General features: G+C 63.5%; 18 protein-coding genes. 7 read left to right on the forward strand and 11 right to left on the reverse strand.

Annotated elements, in window-relative coordinates; genetic code table 11:
• Positions 1 to 135: 135 nt before the first annotated feature.
• The 4 genes from F8N82_RS24030 (at position 136) to F8N82_RS24045 (ending at position 3,546) form a co-directional block, all read left to right on the forward strand.
• Positions 136 to 1,992 carry a DUF3857 domain-containing transglutaminase family protein gene (locus F8N82_RS24030; RefSeq protein WP_038997742.1) on the forward strand — a complete coding sequence of 619 codons (1,857 nt, stop codon included), beginning with the start codon at positions 136 to 138 and terminating at the stop codon, positions 1,990 to 1,992.
• A gap of 134 nt (positions 1,993 to 2,126) precedes the next feature.
• Positions 2,127 to 2,477, forward strand: a complete 351-nt coding sequence (locus tag F8N82_RS24035; protein WP_038997743.1) for a hypothetical protein — start codon at positions 2,127 to 2,129, stop codon at positions 2,475 to 2,477.
• 16 nt (positions 2,478 to 2,493) lie between these two features.
• Positions 2,494 to 2,931, forward strand: coding sequence for a DUF805 domain-containing protein (locus tag F8N82_RS24040; protein ID WP_176470429.1), 438 nt, complete (start codon positions 2,494 to 2,496; stop codon positions 2,929 to 2,931).
• A gap of 174 nt (positions 2,932 to 3,105) precedes the next feature.
• On the forward strand, positions 3,106 to 3,546 hold the full coding sequence (locus F8N82_RS24045; protein ID WP_038997744.1) for a CBS domain-containing protein: 441 nt from the start codon (positions 3,106 to 3,108) through the stop codon (positions 3,544 to 3,546).
• A gap of 12 nt (positions 3,547 to 3,558) precedes the next feature.
• Here the strand turns inward: F8N82_RS24045 and F8N82_RS24050 are convergent, their stop codons facing one another.
• The 3 genes from F8N82_RS24050 to F8N82_RS24060 all read right to left on the reverse strand — a co-directional run bounded on the left by F8N82_RS24050 (position 3,559) and on the right by F8N82_RS24060 (position 5,030).
• Positions 3,559 to 4,197, reverse strand: coding sequence for a hypothetical protein (locus F8N82_RS24050; RefSeq protein WP_038997745.1), 639 nt, complete (start codon positions 4,195 to 4,197; stop codon positions 3,559 to 3,561).
• Between the two features lie 71 nt (positions 4,198 to 4,268).
• Positions 4,269 to 4,511 (reverse strand): DUF2789 domain-containing protein, encoded by a 243-nt coding sequence (locus F8N82_RS24055; protein WP_038997746.1) that lies wholly within the window; start codon positions 4,509 to 4,511, stop codon positions 4,269 to 4,271.
• Between the two features lie 60 nt (positions 4,512 to 4,571).
• The gene (locus F8N82_RS24060; RefSeq protein ID WP_038997747.1) at positions 4,572 to 5,030 is read right to left on the reverse strand and encodes an aminoacyl-tRNA deacylase; all 459 of its coding nucleotides are present in this window, start codon (positions 5,028 to 5,030) and stop codon (positions 4,572 to 4,574) included.
• Positions 5,031 to 5,132: 102 nt separating this feature from the next.
• Here F8N82_RS24060 and F8N82_RS24065 point away from each other — a divergent pair, with 102 nt between their 5' ends.
• Together F8N82_RS24065 and F8N82_RS24070 are read left to right on the forward strand one after the other, a co-directional pair.
• Positions 5,133 to 6,518, forward strand: coding sequence for an NfeD family protein (locus F8N82_RS24065; protein WP_038997748.1), 1,386 nt, complete (start codon positions 5,133 to 5,135; stop codon positions 6,516 to 6,518).
• Between the two features lies 1 nt (position 6,519).
• The gene (locus F8N82_RS24070; protein WP_038997749.1) at positions 6,520 to 7,266 is read left to right on the forward strand and encodes a slipin family protein; all 747 of its coding nucleotides are present in this window, start codon (positions 6,520 to 6,522) and stop codon (positions 7,264 to 7,266) included.
• Between the two features lie 55 nt (positions 7,267 to 7,321).
• On the opposite strand, the gene F8N82_RS24075 is transcribed toward F8N82_RS24070, so the two are convergent.
• The 6 genes from F8N82_RS24075 to F8N82_RS24100 all read right to left on the reverse strand — a co-directional run bounded on the left by F8N82_RS24075 (position 7,322) and on the right by F8N82_RS24100 (position 13,243).
• Positions 7,322 to 8,722 (reverse strand): efflux transporter outer membrane subunit, encoded by a 1,401-nt coding sequence (locus F8N82_RS24075; protein WP_038997750.1) that lies wholly within the window; start codon positions 8,720 to 8,722, stop codon positions 7,322 to 7,324.
• On the reverse strand, positions 8,719 to 9,594 hold the full coding sequence (locus tag F8N82_RS24080; RefSeq protein WP_038997752.1) for an efflux RND transporter periplasmic adaptor subunit: 876 nt from the start codon (positions 9,592 to 9,594) through the stop codon (positions 8,719 to 8,721). The genes F8N82_RS24075 and F8N82_RS24080 overlap by 4 nt, the downstream gene beginning before the upstream one ends.
• Positions 9,591 to 9,803, reverse strand: a complete 213-nt coding sequence (locus F8N82_RS24085) for a DUF1656 domain-containing protein (RefSeq protein ID WP_038997753.1) — start codon at positions 9,801 to 9,803, stop codon at positions 9,591 to 9,593. Before F8N82_RS24085 ends, F8N82_RS24080 begins: the two co-directional genes overlap by 4 nt.
• The gene (locus F8N82_RS24090) at positions 9,800 to 11,881 is read right to left on the reverse strand and encodes an FUSC family protein (protein ID WP_038997754.1); all 2,082 of its coding nucleotides are present in this window, start codon (positions 11,879 to 11,881) and stop codon (positions 9,800 to 9,802) included. Before F8N82_RS24090 ends, F8N82_RS24085 begins: the two co-directional genes overlap by 4 nt.
• Complete coding sequence (locus F8N82_RS24095; protein ID WP_038997755.1) at positions 11,878 to 12,330, reverse strand: MarR family winged helix-turn-helix transcriptional regulator; 453 nt, start codon at positions 12,328 to 12,330, stop codon at positions 11,878 to 11,880. Before F8N82_RS24095 ends, F8N82_RS24090 begins: the two co-directional genes overlap by 4 nt.
• A gap of 94 nt (positions 12,331 to 12,424) precedes the next feature.
• A complete protein-coding gene (locus tag F8N82_RS24100; protein ID WP_038997756.1) occupies positions 12,425 to 13,243 on the reverse strand; it encodes a tetratricopeptide repeat protein in 819 nt (272 codons plus the stop codon).
• A 206-nt stretch (positions 13,244 to 13,449) separates the two neighbouring features.
• Here F8N82_RS24100 and F8N82_RS24105 point away from each other — a divergent pair, with 206 nt between their 5' ends.
• Positions 13,450 to 14,460, forward strand: coding sequence for a helix-turn-helix transcriptional regulator (locus F8N82_RS24105; RefSeq protein ID WP_038997757.1), 1,011 nt, complete (start codon positions 13,450 to 13,452; stop codon positions 14,458 to 14,460).
• A 5-nt stretch (positions 14,461 to 14,465) separates the two neighbouring features.
• On the opposite strand, the gene F8N82_RS24110 is transcribed toward F8N82_RS24105, so the two are convergent.
• Both F8N82_RS24110 and F8N82_RS24115 read right to left on the reverse strand, forming a co-directional pair.
• Entirely contained in the window at positions 14,466 to 15,332 is an 867-nt protein-coding gene (locus F8N82_RS24110; protein ID WP_038997759.1) for an ABC transporter permease, read from the reverse strand.
• A 14-nt stretch (positions 15,333 to 15,346) separates the two neighbouring features.
• Positions 15,347 to 16,210 carry an ABC transporter ATP-binding protein gene (locus F8N82_RS24115; RefSeq protein WP_038997760.1) on the reverse strand — a complete coding sequence of 288 codons (864 nt, stop codon included), beginning with the start codon at positions 16,208 to 16,210 and terminating at the stop codon, positions 15,347 to 15,349.

Raw genomic sequence — 16,210 nt, forward strand, 5'->3', positions numbered from 1 at the left:
AGACATAAAACACAGGAAAAACCTGCGCTGAAGAAATTTTCACAGCAGCACCGGCTACTGATAAGGCAAAATGCTACTAACTGATTCGCATTTAAGGAATCAGATCCCTGGAATACACCAGCAAGAAGGATCTTTATGAAGCGGTTCGCTTTGACCCCGACCCGGTTGGTCGGGATGCTGTGCTGCCTGTTCGTCTTGAACACGGCACAGGCCAAGGACGACGGTACTGACCCCTCCGTCACCATCGAAAAGGACATTCTGCGCACCGTGGTTGCCGAAGACGGCAGCTACGCATCCACCCAGGACCTGGTCCTGCTGATCAACGAAGAACGCGCGATCCAGGCCAAGGCCCAGCAGTCGTTGTACTACAACCGCACCCTGGAAAGCCTTGAGGTCACCCAGGCCTATACCCAGAAGCCGGACGGCCGCAAAGTAGTGGTCAGCCCCGAGCAGATCAAGGAGCAGCAGGAGCAACAGTCGTCGCAAGCGCCGATGTTCCACGACAGCCTGGTCAAAGTGGTGATCTTTCCGGAAGTTGCCGTGGGCGATCGCCTGGTGCTGAGCTTCAAGAAGCAGCGCAAGACCCCGCTGTTCCCCGGCCAGTTCGAAGACCTGGCGATGCCGCAGTTCCACCCGACCAAGCAGTTCACCCTGATCTACGACCTGCCGAAGAACCTCAAGCTCAATGCCGAGGCCAAAGGCTTCAAGGCTTCCAGCCCGAAAGCCGAGCCTGGTCGCAAGGTCTACCAGTGGGATTACGTGCAGGGTGACAACGCCCGTACGGAGCTCGGCGCGGTAGCCTACTCGGACTACGGCAAGTACCTGGCCGTGTCCACCTTCGCCGATTACAGCGAGTTCGCCAAAGCCTATGCGGCGCGGGCCAACAACGAAGTAACGCCAGCCATCCGTGAACTGGCCGAAAAGCTCACGGCCAAGTTCGACGACCCGCATGACAAAGCCCTGGCACTGGGTGACTGGGTGCGCCGCAACATTCGTTACGTGGCGGTGTACATCGGTGCCGGCGGCGTAGTCCCGCATGCTGCCGATACCGTGCTGAGCAACCGCTATGGCGACTGCAAGGACCACGTTGCCCTGCTCGAAGCGTTGCTGGCCGCGGTCAATATCGAAAGCACCCCGGCGCTGATCAACCTCGGCAATGCCTACGCTCTGCCCAAGGTGCCGACCCTGGGCGTGATCAACCACGTGGTGACCTACATCCCGAGCCTGGACCTGTACCTGGACTCCACCGCCGAAGCCATCGCCAGCGGCTACCTGCCAGCGCCAGTGCTGGACAAGCCCACCGTGCTGACCCGCTCCGGCAAACTCGGCCACACCCCGGCCACCCAGCCCGGCGTGGTGCACAACAGCACCACCTACACCGTAGCCAGCAGCGGCGCCGCCGACTTCATCCACGCCTCGAAAATCGATGGCTGGGCTGCCGAGATGAACCGCTGGATGATGCGCAACATGCAACCGGCCGAGCGCGACCTGCTGACCCAGCGCATCCTCGCCGCCTATGGCCAGCGCGGCAGCGGCAAGATCAGCAGCGACGACCTGGAAACCAGCGGCGCCTTCGAGATGCGCATCGATGGCCGCAGCGAAAACCTGGTCAACCTGCCCGGCCCGATTGGCGTGCCGACCCTGACCAGCCTGGCCGGCGGTATTGCCCAGAACGTCTTCGGCTTTATCGCGGAAAAACAGCGCACCCAGGACTTCACCTGCATCTCCGGCATCACCGAAGAGCAGGCGCGCTTCGAGTTCCCGGCCGACGTCAAGATCATCGCCGCGCCAAAGCCTGTGAGCCTCAAGGACAAGCACTTTGACTACAGCGCCGAGTATGCCCAACAGGGCAACAGCCTGGTGATCAAACGCCGCCTGGACTTCCACAACCCCAAAGCGGTGTGCAGCGTCAAAGACTTCGAGAAGATGAAGCCAACCCTGGACGCCATGCTCAATGACCTGAACAGTCAGGTGATCGTGCAGAAGAGCTGAAGTACTGCGCCCTGTCGAATCCCTCGGGAGATCAGCAGGGCGCTGTCACTTTTACGCCATCTTCGAAGTCTTTGATAAACTCCCCGCCGCCCTCCGCTGCGCCACGCACGCGGAAACGATCAAAAGGAATTGTCATGGCAATGGTTTTTTGCCGCGGTTGTGCCATGGAAATCCATGAAACAGCCCCCAGCTGCACACAGTGCGGCGCCCCTCAGACGCTCTCCGCCACCACGCAACCTGCCAGCCAGCCCTTGTCCTGGATGGGAGCCAGCTCGCTGATCCTCTGCATCGCCTGTGTATTTACGCTGTTTGAACCTGCCAGCTGGGATCGTAACACCCTGTGGGGAATGGGCTTTTTTGCACTGACCGGGCTCGTCCTGGGCACGCTCAGCCTCGTCAAAAAAAAACCGGGAACCTACATGGCAATTGCCGGCACGGTGTTGTCAGGCATTTTACTAATTTTGTTAATCTGGCTGGTCATGTAAGGGACAACACATGAGTATGGTTTTTTGCCGTGGCTGCGCCAAGGAAATCCACAACAGCGCCGTGACTTGCCCGGCCTGCGGTGCAGCGCAACCCGCTGCAACCTTCACGGCCGTACCTGCGCCCGGCGGCATCTGGTACGTTGAACTACTGAAGAAATACGCCCTGTTCTCCGGCCGGTCACGCCGCCAGGAATACTGGCTGTTCATCCTGGTCACCTTCCTGGTGTACATGCTGGTGCCCTATCTCGACCGCGAGGCCCTTACCGGCACGCTCTTCTCCTACCTGTACAGCCTGGCAGTGCTGGTCCCGGGCATCGCCGTAGCCGTTCGACGCATGCACGACACCGACCGTAGCGGCTGGTGGCTGCTGTTCCCGATCGTCAACCTGATCTTCCTGTGCCAGGACAGCCAACCTGGCCCGAACCGTTTCGGCCCTAACCCGAAAAACGCTTGATCACGGATTGATCGAGATTCAAAGCAAAGCGGCCATCATTGGCCGCTTTTGCGTTTTTGCGCCCATGACGTTTTTCAATCACATCGATGCCGCTTTCGCCCTTGCCCTGCGGCGATCTGTACACGATTCTGTAGCTATCTGCCGTCACCCACTCCCAGCATCGCAGAGGCCTCTATGAAAACCGTGGCACAGCTTCTAAAAACAAAAGCTCAGCAGCACCACCAGGTTCACACTATCGGCCCTGACCATATGGTGCTCGACGCGCTGCGCCTGATGGCCGAGAAGAACGTCGGTGCCCTGCCGGTGGTGAAGGACGGGCGTGTGGTGGGAATCGTCAGTGAGCGCGACTATGCGCGCAAGATGGTGCTCAAGGGCCGCAGTTCGGTGGGCACGCCGGTCAGCGCGATCATGAGTGCGCCGGTGATCACCGTCGACCCGCACCAGAATGTCGAATACTGCATGAACATGATGACCAACAGTCACCTGCGCCACCTGCCGGTGGTCGAGAACGGCGAGTTGCTCGGCCTGCTGTCGATCGGCGACCTGGTCAAGGAAGCCATCGCCGAGCAGGCCAACATGATCCTGCAACTGGAACAGTACATCCGCGGCGACTGATTCGCTGCGCGCTCAGCGGTATTCGCCCTCCAGCTCATCGAGCTGGTGGTCGAAGCTGCGCAGGCGCGCCGACCAGGTGTACACCAGCACTTCCAGATCGCGGTTGAGCACGGCGGCGCCGCGGCCGCTGCTTTGCTGCGAGTCGCACAAGTCCAGTTGATAACGTTCACGGGCCATGGCGGTGGCCACCGTGGAAAGCTCGCGGGCGTTGTCCAGCCAGTGGCGGCGGTGGTCGTGGGTTTCACGGTCGAGCTCGCGGCATTGGCGTTTCAGCGCTTCCAGGCTCTGCTCCAGCGGCGTGCCTTCAAGCTCGCCCATTACCTCCTGAAAGGTCCGCCCGGGCTGCCAGTAGCTGCCCCAGAAGTAACGGTCGAAGACTGTCTCGACCCGGCGCAAAGCCACCTTGGTGTTCCAGATGGCCACCAGTGTTCGCCCCTGAGCCAGCTGGCGTTTGCTTACCCGCAATTGCTGCCAGGCAATCCACGCCAACGCGGTCAGGGCCAGCGCCCCGATCACGCCTCCGGCGGCGTAGAGAAACACCAGGGCCTGACCCAGGTGGTGGGTCTGTTTGATGCCATAGAAATAACCGACGGTCAGCAGGCCCAGGGCGGTCACGGCACACCAGAAACCGGCGGCATAGGGATCTTTCATTAGCGCTATCCCCTTGTTGTTTTTTCCTGAGCATAGCAACGCCGTTCGCCGGTAGATGTGCCGCTCAGCGTTTATTTTCTCGGACGCCGCAGCGCCTCGTTGAGCTGGTCGAACGGCTCTGCCCAGTCGGCGTCCTCAAGGATGCTTTCTTTGAGAAATGCCCTCTGGCTGTCGGTCCAGAACGGTGCATCCACCAGCTTGATGTCGCCCTTGAGCGGCGAATGGCTGGTGATGAACTGGTCAATGCCCTGGGCATCATCAGGCAGGCCCAGCTGTTTGAAGAGCTCCGAAAACGGATGAATATTTGATTCCATGCGTGACTCCTTGGGGCCAGGCCGGGCATCCACGACGCCAGCCTGGCAGTGGGTTGATCATCAGCAAACCTCACGCACTTCGGCGTTCGGCACCAGTTTCAGGTATTGCGCCATATTCATGTGGATCAAGTGATCGTGATCACCGGCCTCGAGATAGATATCGCCCTGACGGGTCAGGGTCGGGTCGAGCAGCATCTTGATCGAGTACACATCACCCAGCGCCGGAATGGCGCCGCGCTCGCAGTCACCGAACAGGTGTGGCAGGCCGCTTTCGCGGGTCATTTGCCATGGCCCGGTGGCGCGCACCTTGCTCATGTCCAGGTGACGGTTGGCCGGTAGCACGGCCATCAGGTAGTTGCCGTGGCGGTCGTCGAGCATGACCGATTTGGCCACCCGCTCGGCGGGCACCCCGGCCGTACGCGCCGACTCAAGGCTGGTGGATGAGTGCGGGTGAGGAACGATGTCGTAATCGCAGCCGGCCTTGTCCAGGCATTGCTGCAGGGTTTTTGCCATTCGCATGATGCACCTCCGGATACAGCGCCCCCACTTCTGAAGTTTAGGCCGTGCTGCCCCAAGCAGCCGACTAAACTTATTGGACACGCACAGCCCGGGTGAATTCAGGTGATCGCTCGCTGGTGTCGGCACCTGCTGCTTGTTCTGCTGCTCGGCGCCCTGACGAGCGGTGTGGCTGCGCCCGGCAATCCGGTGCTGGTACTGAGTATCGATGACGCCATCGGCCCGGCCAGTGCCGACTATCTGGTTCGCGGACTGGAGCAGGCCAAGGCGCAGCAGGCGCAACTGGTGGTCATCCGCCTCGATACCCCAGGCGGGCTCGACAGCTCGATGCGCACAATCATCAAGGCGATTCTCGCCAGCCCCGTGCCGGTCGTCACCTTCGTCGCCCCCGGCGGCGCCCGGGCGGCCAGCGCCGGTACTTACATCCTCTACGCCAGCCATGTGGCGGCCATGGCTCCGGGCACCAACCTCGGTGCCGCCACGCCGGTGCAGATCGGCGGGCTGCCGGGCACGCCCAAGGACCCGGCCGCACCGCCCGCTGCGCCCACTGGCGACAAACAAGCGCCGAGCGCTGAGCAGGACACCCTGACCCGCAAGCAGATAAACGACGCCGCTGCCTACATTCGCGGATTGGCGCAACTGCGCGGGCGCAATGCCGATTGGGCAGAACAGGCGGTACGCGAATCGGTCAGCCTGCCGGCCAATGAAGCCTTGCGCCTGAAAGTCATCGACCGCATCGCCAACGACCTGCCCGACCTGCTGCGCCAGCTCGATGGCAAAAGCCTCGAAGCCGCCGGCCAGCCGGTGCAACTGCATACCGCCAACGTGGCCATCATCGAGCGCGAGCCGGACTGGCGCACGCGCCTGCTGGCGGTGATCACCAACCCGAGCGTGGCGCTGATTTTGATCATGATCGGCATTTACGGGCTGATGTTCGAGTTCATGAGCCCAGGCTCCGGGGTGGGCGGGGTGATCGGTGGCATCTGCCTGCTGATTGCCCTGTATGCCCTGCAGTTGCTGCCGGTGAGCTATGCCGGGGCGGCGCTGATCATGCTCGGCATCGCGTTCATGATTGCCGAGGCGTTCTTGCCCAGCTTCGGTGTGGTCGGTTTTGGCGGCATTGTCGCCTTCGTGGTCGGCGCGGTGATCTTGATGGACACCGACGTGCCCGGCTTTGGCATCCCCCTGGCGTTGATCCTGACCCTCGCTCTGCTCTCGGCGCTGCTGCTCGGCGGCGTGCTGGGCATGGCCATGAAGGCGCGCAAGCGGGCGCTGGTCAGCGGCGACGCCGGATTGGTGGGCTGCCTGGCGACGGTGATGGCGGTCAATGACAGTGATCCGTTCATCGGTTCCGTGCAGGCGCAGGGTGAACAGTGGCAGGCCCAGTGCCAGACGCCACTGCAGGTGGGGCAACGCGTCCGGGTGATTACACGCAAGGGCGTACTACTGGACGTCAGCGCCGAGGCACAACCACCGGCGCAAGGAGACTGAGATGTTTTTCGAACTGGGCTTTGGCGCCTTGCTGGCGCTGCTGGCGGTGTTGCTGCTGTCGGCGTTTCGCATCCTGCGCGAATACGAGCGCGGCGTGGTGTTCCAGCTCGGGCGCTTCTGGCGGGTCAAGGGGCCGGGGCTGGTATTGCTGATCCCGGGGATCCAGCAGATGGTCCGGGTCGACCTGCGCACCGTGGTGCTGGATGTACCGCCGCAGGATGTCATCACCCGCGACAACGTTTCGGTCAAGGTCAACGCGGTGCTGTACTTTCGCGTGCTCGACCCGCAGAAGGCGATCATCCAGGTCGAGGATTTTCTCATGGCCACCAGCCAACTGGCGCAGACCACCTTGCGCGCGGTGCTCGGCAAGCATGAGTTGGACGAGCTGCTGGCCGAGCGCGAACGGCTGAACCTGGACATCCGCCAGGTGCTGGATGCGCAGACCGATGCCTGGGGCATCAAGGTGGCCAACGTCGAAATCAAGCATGTCGACCTTAACGAGTCGATGATCCGCGCCATTGCCCGTCAGGCCGAAGCGGAGCGGGAACGGCGGGCCAAGGTGATCCATGCCGAAGGTGAGCTACAGGCGTCGGAGAAACTCATGCAGGCGGCGGAAATGCTCGGCCGCCAGTCGGGGGCCATGCAGCTGCGTTACATGCAGACCCTGGGCAGCATTGCCGGGGACAAGTCATCGACGATTGTGTTTCCGTTGCCGATCGAGATGCTCAAGGGGCTTGTGGATAAGTGAACATCATCGCGGGGCAAGCGGCGGTGCGACGACTCGACTTGCCCCGCGATGCGATCTACCAACCACCACCCAACGCCAGGAACAACCCAATTTGCCCCATCGCCACCTGGGTGTTGGCCGCCGCCAACTGCGCGCGCATGTCGGTGTAAGTGCGGGTCGCCTGCAGATCCGCAAGGAACGACTCGCGCCCGGCCTGATAAAACCGATGGGTCTGATCCGCCGCCAACTGCGCCGAACGCTCGGCATCGGCCAAGGCATCACGCCGCTCCAGCAAGGCGCTGTACTGCGCCAGGCTGGTCTGGGTTTCGCGAATGGCATTGAGCACCACGCCATCAAAATGCGCCAGCGCCGCCTGGGTCGAAGCTTGTGCCTCACGGATGCGCGCCCGCGAGCCGTTGGTCGGCACATTCCAGGTCAACAGCGGGCCGAAGCCCCAGCGGTTGGTTGCAGGTTTGCCGAGGTTCTCCAGGATACCGATGGTGCCCACCTGGGCTCCGATACTGATGTCCGGATACAGCTGCCCGGTGGCCACGCCAATGGTCGCGGTGGCCGCCGCCAGGCTGCGTTCGGCCTGGCGGATATCCGGACGGCGCTTGAGCAGCGCAGCGCCATCGCCCACCGGCAGCACCTGGGCGATATGCGGCAGCTCGGCGCAATCGCCGGTACCGGCCGGCAACTGGTTGAGCGGCTTGGCCAGCAGCATCGACAAGGTATACAGGCCCGCCTCACGCGCGGCCTTGTACCGCGGTAGCTCGGCACGCAGGGACTTGAACTGGGTCTGCGAGCGGGTCACCTGAGTTTCGTCGCCCCGGCCGGCATCGCGCAAGCGCTGGGTCAGGGTCACGCTCTGTTCTTGCAGGTCCAGGGACTCGTGGGCGATGTGGTATTCCTCGTTGGCCGCGCACACCTGGGTGTAGGCGCGCACCACGTCCGCCACCAGGGTGATACGTGCGGTATCGGCGGCGGCCTGAGTCGCGTCGGCATTGGCCTGGGCAGCTTCGACGCCACGCTTGAGGGTGCCCCACAGGTCAAACTGGTAAGACGCGCTGATGATCGCCTCACCGATGTTGGCCACCGGTACTTTCTCCGGTTGCAAGAAGGCTTCGCCGGACTCCTGCAAACGCTGGGCGCCCAGTTTCACACCGCCGTTGAGGCCACCCTGGGCTTCGGCTTCTTCAACCTGGGCACGAGCCTTGGCAATATTCGCCGCCGCCACTCGCAGTTCGCTGTTGGCCGCCAGGGCCTGACGGACCAGCGCGTTGAGGCGCTCATCCTGGTACAGGTGCCACCAGTCTTTCGGCACTGGCGCCGAGACCACGCTATTGGCGTCCTGGCGCAGTTGGCCCTGCAGGTCGGCGCGCTGAACCGCGGCGTCCTTGGGCACTTGGTAATCCGGTCCGACCATCTGGCAGGCCGTCAGCAGCAGGCTCAGGCCGAGCAGTGACAGGCGTTTCATTGCCCCTTGTCCTCAAGGATCGACACCGTCGCGGTGCGCCCGGCAATCATGCGAAAGTCCGCTGGCACTTCATCGAAGGCAATACGCACCGGGATCCGCTGGGCCAGACGCACCCAACTGAACGCCGGGTTGACGTTGGGCAGCAGGTTGGCGCCGCTGCTGCGGTCGCGGTCTTCGATGCCGGCGGCGATGCTCTGAACGCGGCCGCTCAAACGGGTGTTGTCGCCAAGCACGCGGATATCCACAGCCTGGCCGATGTGAATACCGGCCAGCTTGGTTTCTTCAAAGTAGCCATCGACGTGGTAGGAGTCGCTGTCGACCACCGACAGCACCGGCCGCCCGGCACTGACAAACTCGTGGGCACGCGGAGCACGATCGTTGAGGTAGCCATCGACCGGGCTGCGCACCACCGAACGGTCAAGGTTCAGTTGCGCGGCATCCACCGCCACCTGCGCTTGGGCCAGGGCCGACTCGGCGCGGGCCTGGCGCGACTGGCTCTCTTCCAGTTGCTCTGCGGCCACCAGGTTACCCAGGCCACGGTTACGCCGGGCTTCACGCTGGGCCTGGGCCAGGGTTTCCTTGCGCTCGGCCAGGGTTGCCTGGGCCTGGCGCAAAGCCAGGTGGAAGCGATCCTGGTCGATGGTGAACAGCACGTCACCGCGCTTGACCACCTGGTTGTCGCGCACTTCGACTTGCTGGATCAAACCGGAAACATCCGGGGCAATCTGGATCACGTCGGCGCGGATGTGCCCGTCACGGGTCCAGGGCGCGAACATGTAATACATGACCATCTGCCAAACCAGCACGGTCGCCAGCGTCACTACCAGCAGGGTCAGGACCACGCGGCCCAGGGTCAACAAGGGTTTTTTCATGGCAGCATCAGGTTTCGGCAAAAGTGGTCGACCGTGCCGAGCAGCACGGCGTAAAGCGCAACGTTGAACAACGCCCGGTGCCAGACCAGGCGGTAGAAATGCACCCGGTTGAGCAGCGCGTGCACGCCCAGGAACAGCAAGTAGGTGAGGACCATCATCACCAGCAGCGTGGGCAGGAACACCCCGCTGATATCCAGATCTCCGATCACAGCGGCGCTCCATAGGGCAGTTGGGGCTGATCGCCGGACGGCTCCAGCACCACCTCGACCCCGGGCAACAGCGCCAGGCGCAGGCCGCTCAGGGCATGCAGCAGGTGCACGCGGGCTTCGGCGCTGTCGGCCAGATCGTTGAGGTTCAGGGCGCGGCGGGCGCGTTCCATGCTCTGCAACAGCACCTCGGGAGCGTGCAGGCGACGGCGGGCATCGAGGCAGGCCTGGAAGTGTTCACCCACCTCTTCCACCACCCGCTCCAGCAACTGGCGCGGCTGCGCGCCGACCCGTGGCATGTAGGCCAGCAAATCAAGCAGGTTCAGGCCCACGCGCAGGTCACGCAGGGCCGTGCCAGTGTCCTGGCCAGTCTGGGTCAGGCGCGGCAGCTGCTGCATCAGCCGGTCGAGCATCTGCACGCCCAGGTGACGGTGCTCGGCCAGCGTGGCCGGCTGGGTCATGCCGACGATGTCGTGCCAGCTGAAGCGGGTCAGGCGCTTGGCCGCAAGCTCGACGCCGAACGGGCGCACCACCAAGGTCCAGACGAAGGCGAACAGCAAGCCCACCGGCCCGGCCAGGTTGGCGTTGATAAAGGTCAGGAAGTTGGCGTCGTAGGCGCCCTGAATGCTGATGAACGAGGCGGTGTTGACGATGGTCAGCAAGGTGCCCAGGTAGAAACGCGGCTGCACGGTCAGGGTGCCGACGCAGATGCACGGCACGGCGAAGGCCAGTACCAGCATCGGGAAATCGTGCAGGTTGGGCAGCACCAGGAACAGATAAAGGCTGGCGAACAGTACCGACAACGAGGTCCAGAAGAAAAACCGGTAGATCTGCGGCGCCGGGTCGTCCATGGCGGCAAAGAAGCTGCAGGCCACGGCAGCGAGAATTACCGCACTGCCGCCATCGCCCCAGCCGAGCAGGATCCACAATGTGGTGGCGACGATGATTGCGCTGACGGTGGAGAACACCGAGTACAGCATCAGCCCACGGTCGAAGAACGGCGTCAGCCGGCCCAGGCGCCAATGCCGGTAGACCGCGCGCCAGGGCGACAAGTCTTCGTTGCGGATGGCGTGCTGCAGGCTGCAGCAGTCCTGCCACAGGTCGACCCATTCGGCCAGGCGATAGAGAGCGTTGGACAACAGCAGCGAGGCGCGCTCATCAAGGGCCGCAGCGCTCGGCTGCAGGTGTTCGATTCGTGCACGCAAAGCAGACCAGCGCGCCGGCGACGGGTCCTGGGCGGTGCCTTGCAGCCAGGTGCGAGCCTCGTCGAGCAATGGCTGCAGTTGTTCGGTCTGGGCCGGAGCGCGGCCTTCGAGGGCGAGCAAGGCGTCGTCGAGGGCGTCGATCACCGGCAGCAGGTGGATCATCCGCCCGCGCAACTCACGGGCGTTCTTCACCGTTTGCGAGCGTGCGCCTTCATGGGACAGCTGGCCGATCATCAACTCCAGCGAGTTGAAGGTGGTGACCATCGAGGCGCGCAGGCCGCCGACCTTGTCGGCGCTGGCTTCGCGGGCAAGAAAGGTATCGCTGTAGCGGATCGCCTCGTTGAACCAGTTGCCGGTGGCGCCAACCAGTACCGGGGTCAGGCGCCGCGGCCAGAAGATTGCCCCGACCACCGCCGCGCAGACGATACCCAGGCAGATTTCCTGGGCCCGCGATGAGGCAATGTCGAACACCGCCAGCGGGTCATCGACCACCGGCAGGGCAATCATCGGCAAGGTGTAACCCGCGAGCATCAGCGCATAGCTGTTGGCGGTGCGCAGGTGCAGCGAGAGGAACAGCAAGGTGCCGGTCCACAAGGCCACGGCGACGGTCAACAGCACCGGCGTCTGCACCAGCAGCGGCACCAGGAACACCGCCCCGGCGGCACCGAGCAAGGTACCCAGGGCGCGGTACAGAGCCTTGGAGCTGGTGGGACCGACGAACGGGCTGGAGACGATATACACGGTGGCCATGGCCCAATAAGGCCGTGGCAACTGCATGAGCAGGGCGATGTACAGGGCGATCATCGACGCGGCAAAGGTGCGCACGCCGTAGAACCAGTCGCGTGCAGGCGGCATCGAGCTGAAAAAGCCGTTCATGTCGGCACGCCCGGGGTGCGCTGGGCAGCCTCTTCAAAGGCGCGCAGCACGCGCAGGGTGGCCAGCAGGTCGGCTTCGTCGATGCCTTGCAGCACTTCGCGGCGCAGGCGCACCAGTTCGCCTTCGATGGCTTCGGCCAGCACCCGGCCGCTGGCGGTCAGGCTCAGGGCCTTGGCCCGGCGGTCCACCGGATCTTCGCTGCGGCAGACAAAACCTGCATTGCACAGTTGGTCGAGCAGGCGCACCAGCGACGGGCTTTCGAGCCCCGCCGCCTGGGCCACGGCGACCTGATGCACGCCATCCCCGAGGCGCACGATCATCAGCAAAGGGACCGCGCAAGCTTCGGAGATGCCGTAGCCGGCCAGGGTCGCCTGGCAGATGCGCCGCCAGTGCCGGCCGGCCACCACCATACCGCTGCTGATGTTGAGTTGCAGTGCGTCGAGGGTCATGAAGGGAGGTTCGTGGCTATATTCATAGTTTGCTAACTATCAATATTCTTCGATCACCACCCCTGCCGTCAATAGTGGCTGACAGACGTCATGTTCAAGGTTGCAACTGATCGTCCAGCTTCATGTTCAGCGCCAGCTTGCTGCCCAGGCTGATCGCCTGCTCGCGCCAGAACAGATAGCGCAGGGCGTTGTTGACCTCGCTGAAGTGCAGCGCCAGCGCTTCGGCGGCTTGCATCACCCCGGCCACGGCGGCCAGTTCCAGCCAGTACACCGCAGCCTTGATATCGACGTTGGCCGTCAGCCCATGCAGCAGCCGGTAGCCGACCTCGAAGCGGCAGCGTGCGTCGCCGCGCTGGGCGCCGCGCAGGAACCAGCGATAAGCCTGCTGCAGGTCGACCTGCCATTGCTGACCATCGCTGTCGCAGATTTCTTCCTCGTAGAGATCGCCCAGGGCAGCGGCGGCATGCTCCAGGCCGCGCTCGAACGCCTGCTGGTAATACTCCGCCGCGCTGGCATAGGCCACCTCCACGCCCTTGCCGAAGTAATGCTGCTGGCCCAGGTTGAACCAGGCTGCGGCACTGCCCTGCAGGGCTGCCATGCGCAGCAGGTGCCCGGCCAGGGTCGGGTCGGCGCGCCAGTACTTGCCGTTGAGCCAGATCCAGCCCAGGTCGTTGAGCGCACCGACGTTGCCGTCCAGGGCCTGGGCGCGGAGGTCGTCGTAGACCGCTTGCAGGTCGCTGGCTTCATCCAGGCGGCTGATCAGGGCGAAACTCTCGCCCAGCACTGCCCGCTGGCTGGGCATGCCAACCCCGGCGTACAACCGCTGCAAGCGGCCGGGACGGCCGGGCGCAGGGATGATCCGCTCGGGCAACAGGCGCTCAAGCAGTGGGTAGATGTTGCTGGCAGCTGACATGTTCGTCCTCATTGAACTACCCACAGATCCAACAGCGGGAGTGATGAGGCGTGATTCTGCGCACGGCCACGACAAAACCTGTCGCGAACGATTCAGTTAGGGCACTCAAGTGCTTCATCCTTGATCTGGATACATAAATGGCTAATTGCCATATCACTGCGCTGGCGCCATGCTACAACCGCAAGCCTAGACAAGGACGCCGCCTTTTGCCCTCCGCCACGACACGTGCCACCCTCAGCCGCCAATGGGAGTTGCTGCGCCAGCTGCCCAGCCGCTCACCGGGCATTACCAGTGCCGAGCTGGTTGGCCGCCTGAAGGACGCAGGATTCTCCATCAGCAAGCGCAGCATCGAGCGCGACCTCAATGAGCTGTCGCTGATCTTTCCGCTGGAGCGCAACGACAAAAGCATCCCGTACGGCTGGCACTGGGCGGCCAACGCCTGCATCGAATTGCGTGGGATCAGTGTCAGCGAGGCGCTGAGCCTCGCGCTGGTGGAAGAGGCGGTACGCCCGTTGTTGCCAGGGAGCATGCTCAAGGTGCTCGACCCGCGCTTCAGCCACGCGCGGCAAAAGCTCGAGCACCTGTCGGGGGCGAACAAGGTGGCGCGCTGGCTGGACAAGGTCGCCAGCGTGCGCCCGGACATGAACATGCAGGCCCCGGAAGTACCCGACAGCATTCTGGAGACCGTGCAGCATGCACTGCTCGAGGAGTACCAGTTGCACTGCCAGTACTACTCGGCGCACAACGACAAGCTCAGCGAGCTGACCCTCAACCCGCTGGCGTTGATCCAGCGCGGCCAGGTCAGTTACCTGATTGCCACCGCCGCGCCCTATACCGACATTCGCCAGTTCGCCGTGCATCGCTTTCGCAAGCTGCGCATCCTCGACAGCCCTACCGAAGGCCTGCGCGCCTTCGATCTGCAGGCCTACCTGCGCAGCGATGCCCTGCAGTTCGGCGATACCGACAAGATCGAACTGCAGGCCTGGATCAGCGACAACCTGGCTCGCCTGGTGCGCGAGACGCCGCTGTCGGCCGACATGCACCTGACTCCGCTGGATGCTGGGCACCGCCTGCAGGCCACCGTCAGCAACAGCTGGCAACTGCGCTGGTGGCTACTGAGCCAGGGCGATGGGTTGATCGTCGAAAAGCCCCTGAGCCTGCGCCAGCAGATTGCCGAAACCCTCAACAATGCCGCGGCGCAATATCAGTCGGCCTGAGCCTGTCAGCGCTGCATGCCCCAGCGGCGCACGGTGATGCGCTCCAGGGTATTGAACACCAGGCTTTCGACCAGCAGGCCGATGAGGATCACCACCGCCAGCCCGGCAAATACCTTGTCGGTGTACAGCTCGTTGCGGTTCTGGAAGATGTACCAACCCAACCCGCCCTTGCCGCTGGTAGCGCCGAACACTAGCTCGGCGGCGATCAGCGTGCGCCAGGCAAAGGCCCAGCCGATCTTCAGGCCCGAGAGGATCGACGGCAACGCGGCCGGAATCAGGATATGCACCACCAGACGTAAACCGCGCAGGCCGTAGTTGCACCCGGCCATGCGCAGGGTCTCGGAAACGCCGAGAAAGCCGGCGTAGGTATTCAGCGCCAGGGCCCAGAGCACCGAATGCACCAGCACGAAGATCAGGCTGTTGTCACCCAGGCCGAACCAGAGCAAGGCCAGCGGCAGCAAGGCAATCGCCGGCAGCGGGTTGAACATCGAGGTCAGGGTGCTGAGCAGGTCGCGGCCGAACTGGGTCGACACCGCCAGGCTGGTCAGGCCGAAAGCCAGGACAATCCCCAGCAGGTAGCCCTTGAGCAGCACCACCAGCGACACGCCGACCTTGGCCAGCAACTCACCGCTGAGCAGGCCGTCGGACAGGGCTGCGGCGGTTTGCAAAAAGCTCGGCAGCAACAGGTCGTTGCCCTGGTAGCGAGCGATGGCTTCCCAGGCCAGGGCCAGCAGAATCAGGATCAGGCCCTTGCGCAGCCAACCCTGTTGCCAGAGGCGCTGGCCCAGCGGCAGTTCGCGCTCAAGCGGGACACTGAGCAACGGTTCGAGGACGACTTCGTATTCCTGACGCGGCGTAACAGTTGTGGTCATGGCAAAACTCCCGGTCAGTAGGCAATGCGAATGTCGGCGAAGCCCAATGCCAGGTCGTGCTCGACCTGGGCATCATCGTCGAACAACAAGCAGTGGATGCGCCGCGCCGACGCCTGAAAATCGCTGGCGCCAAGGCTCTGCAGGTCGTACTGATGGCTGTGGATCTCGGCACGCACCCGGCCCGGATGGGGCGACAGCAAGAGGATGCGATTGCCGACCACCAGCGCTTCTTCGATCGAATGGGTGACGAACAACAGGGTGAAACGCACCTCCTCCCAGAGCAGCAGCAATTCTTCCTGCATCTTGCGCCGGGTCAGGGCGTCGAGGGCGGCGAAGGGTTCGTCCATCAGCAGGATTTTCGGTTGCATGGCCAGCGCCCGGGCAATCGCCACACGGGCTTTCATCCCGCCCGACAGGGTATGTGGATAGGCATCGGCAAAGCCTGCCAGGCCGACTTTCTCCAGGTAGTGCAAGGCGCGTTGTTCAGCCTCCTTGCGCTTGAGCGCGCCGGAGGCGAGCAGCGGGAGCATCACATTTTGCTTGACGGTTTTCCATGGCGGCAGCTGGTCAAATTCCTGGAACACCACGATGCGATCCGGGCCCGGGCCATGTACTGCCTGGCCCTGCAGGCGGATCTGCCCTTCCCTCGGCTCAATGAAACCGGCCACCGCCTTGAGCAGGGTCGACTTGCCGCAGCCCGAGGGCCCGAGCAGGACAAAGCGGTCGGCCTTGTCCACTTCGAAACTGACCTGGTGGGTGGCCCGCACCACGCGCTGCGCGATGCGGTACTCCAGGCTTACGTTATCCACCTGCAGCAGCGGCGGCGTGGCGACGCTGCTCAACTTGCTGACCGTATGGCCTTGCAATGGGGTGTTCAT

It is taken from the genome of Pseudomonas fluorescens (genome assembly GCF_902497775.2).
Taxonomy (GTDB): domain Bacteria; phylum Pseudomonadota; class Gammaproteobacteria; order Pseudomonadales; family Pseudomonadaceae; genus Aquipseudomonas; species Aquipseudomonas putida_F.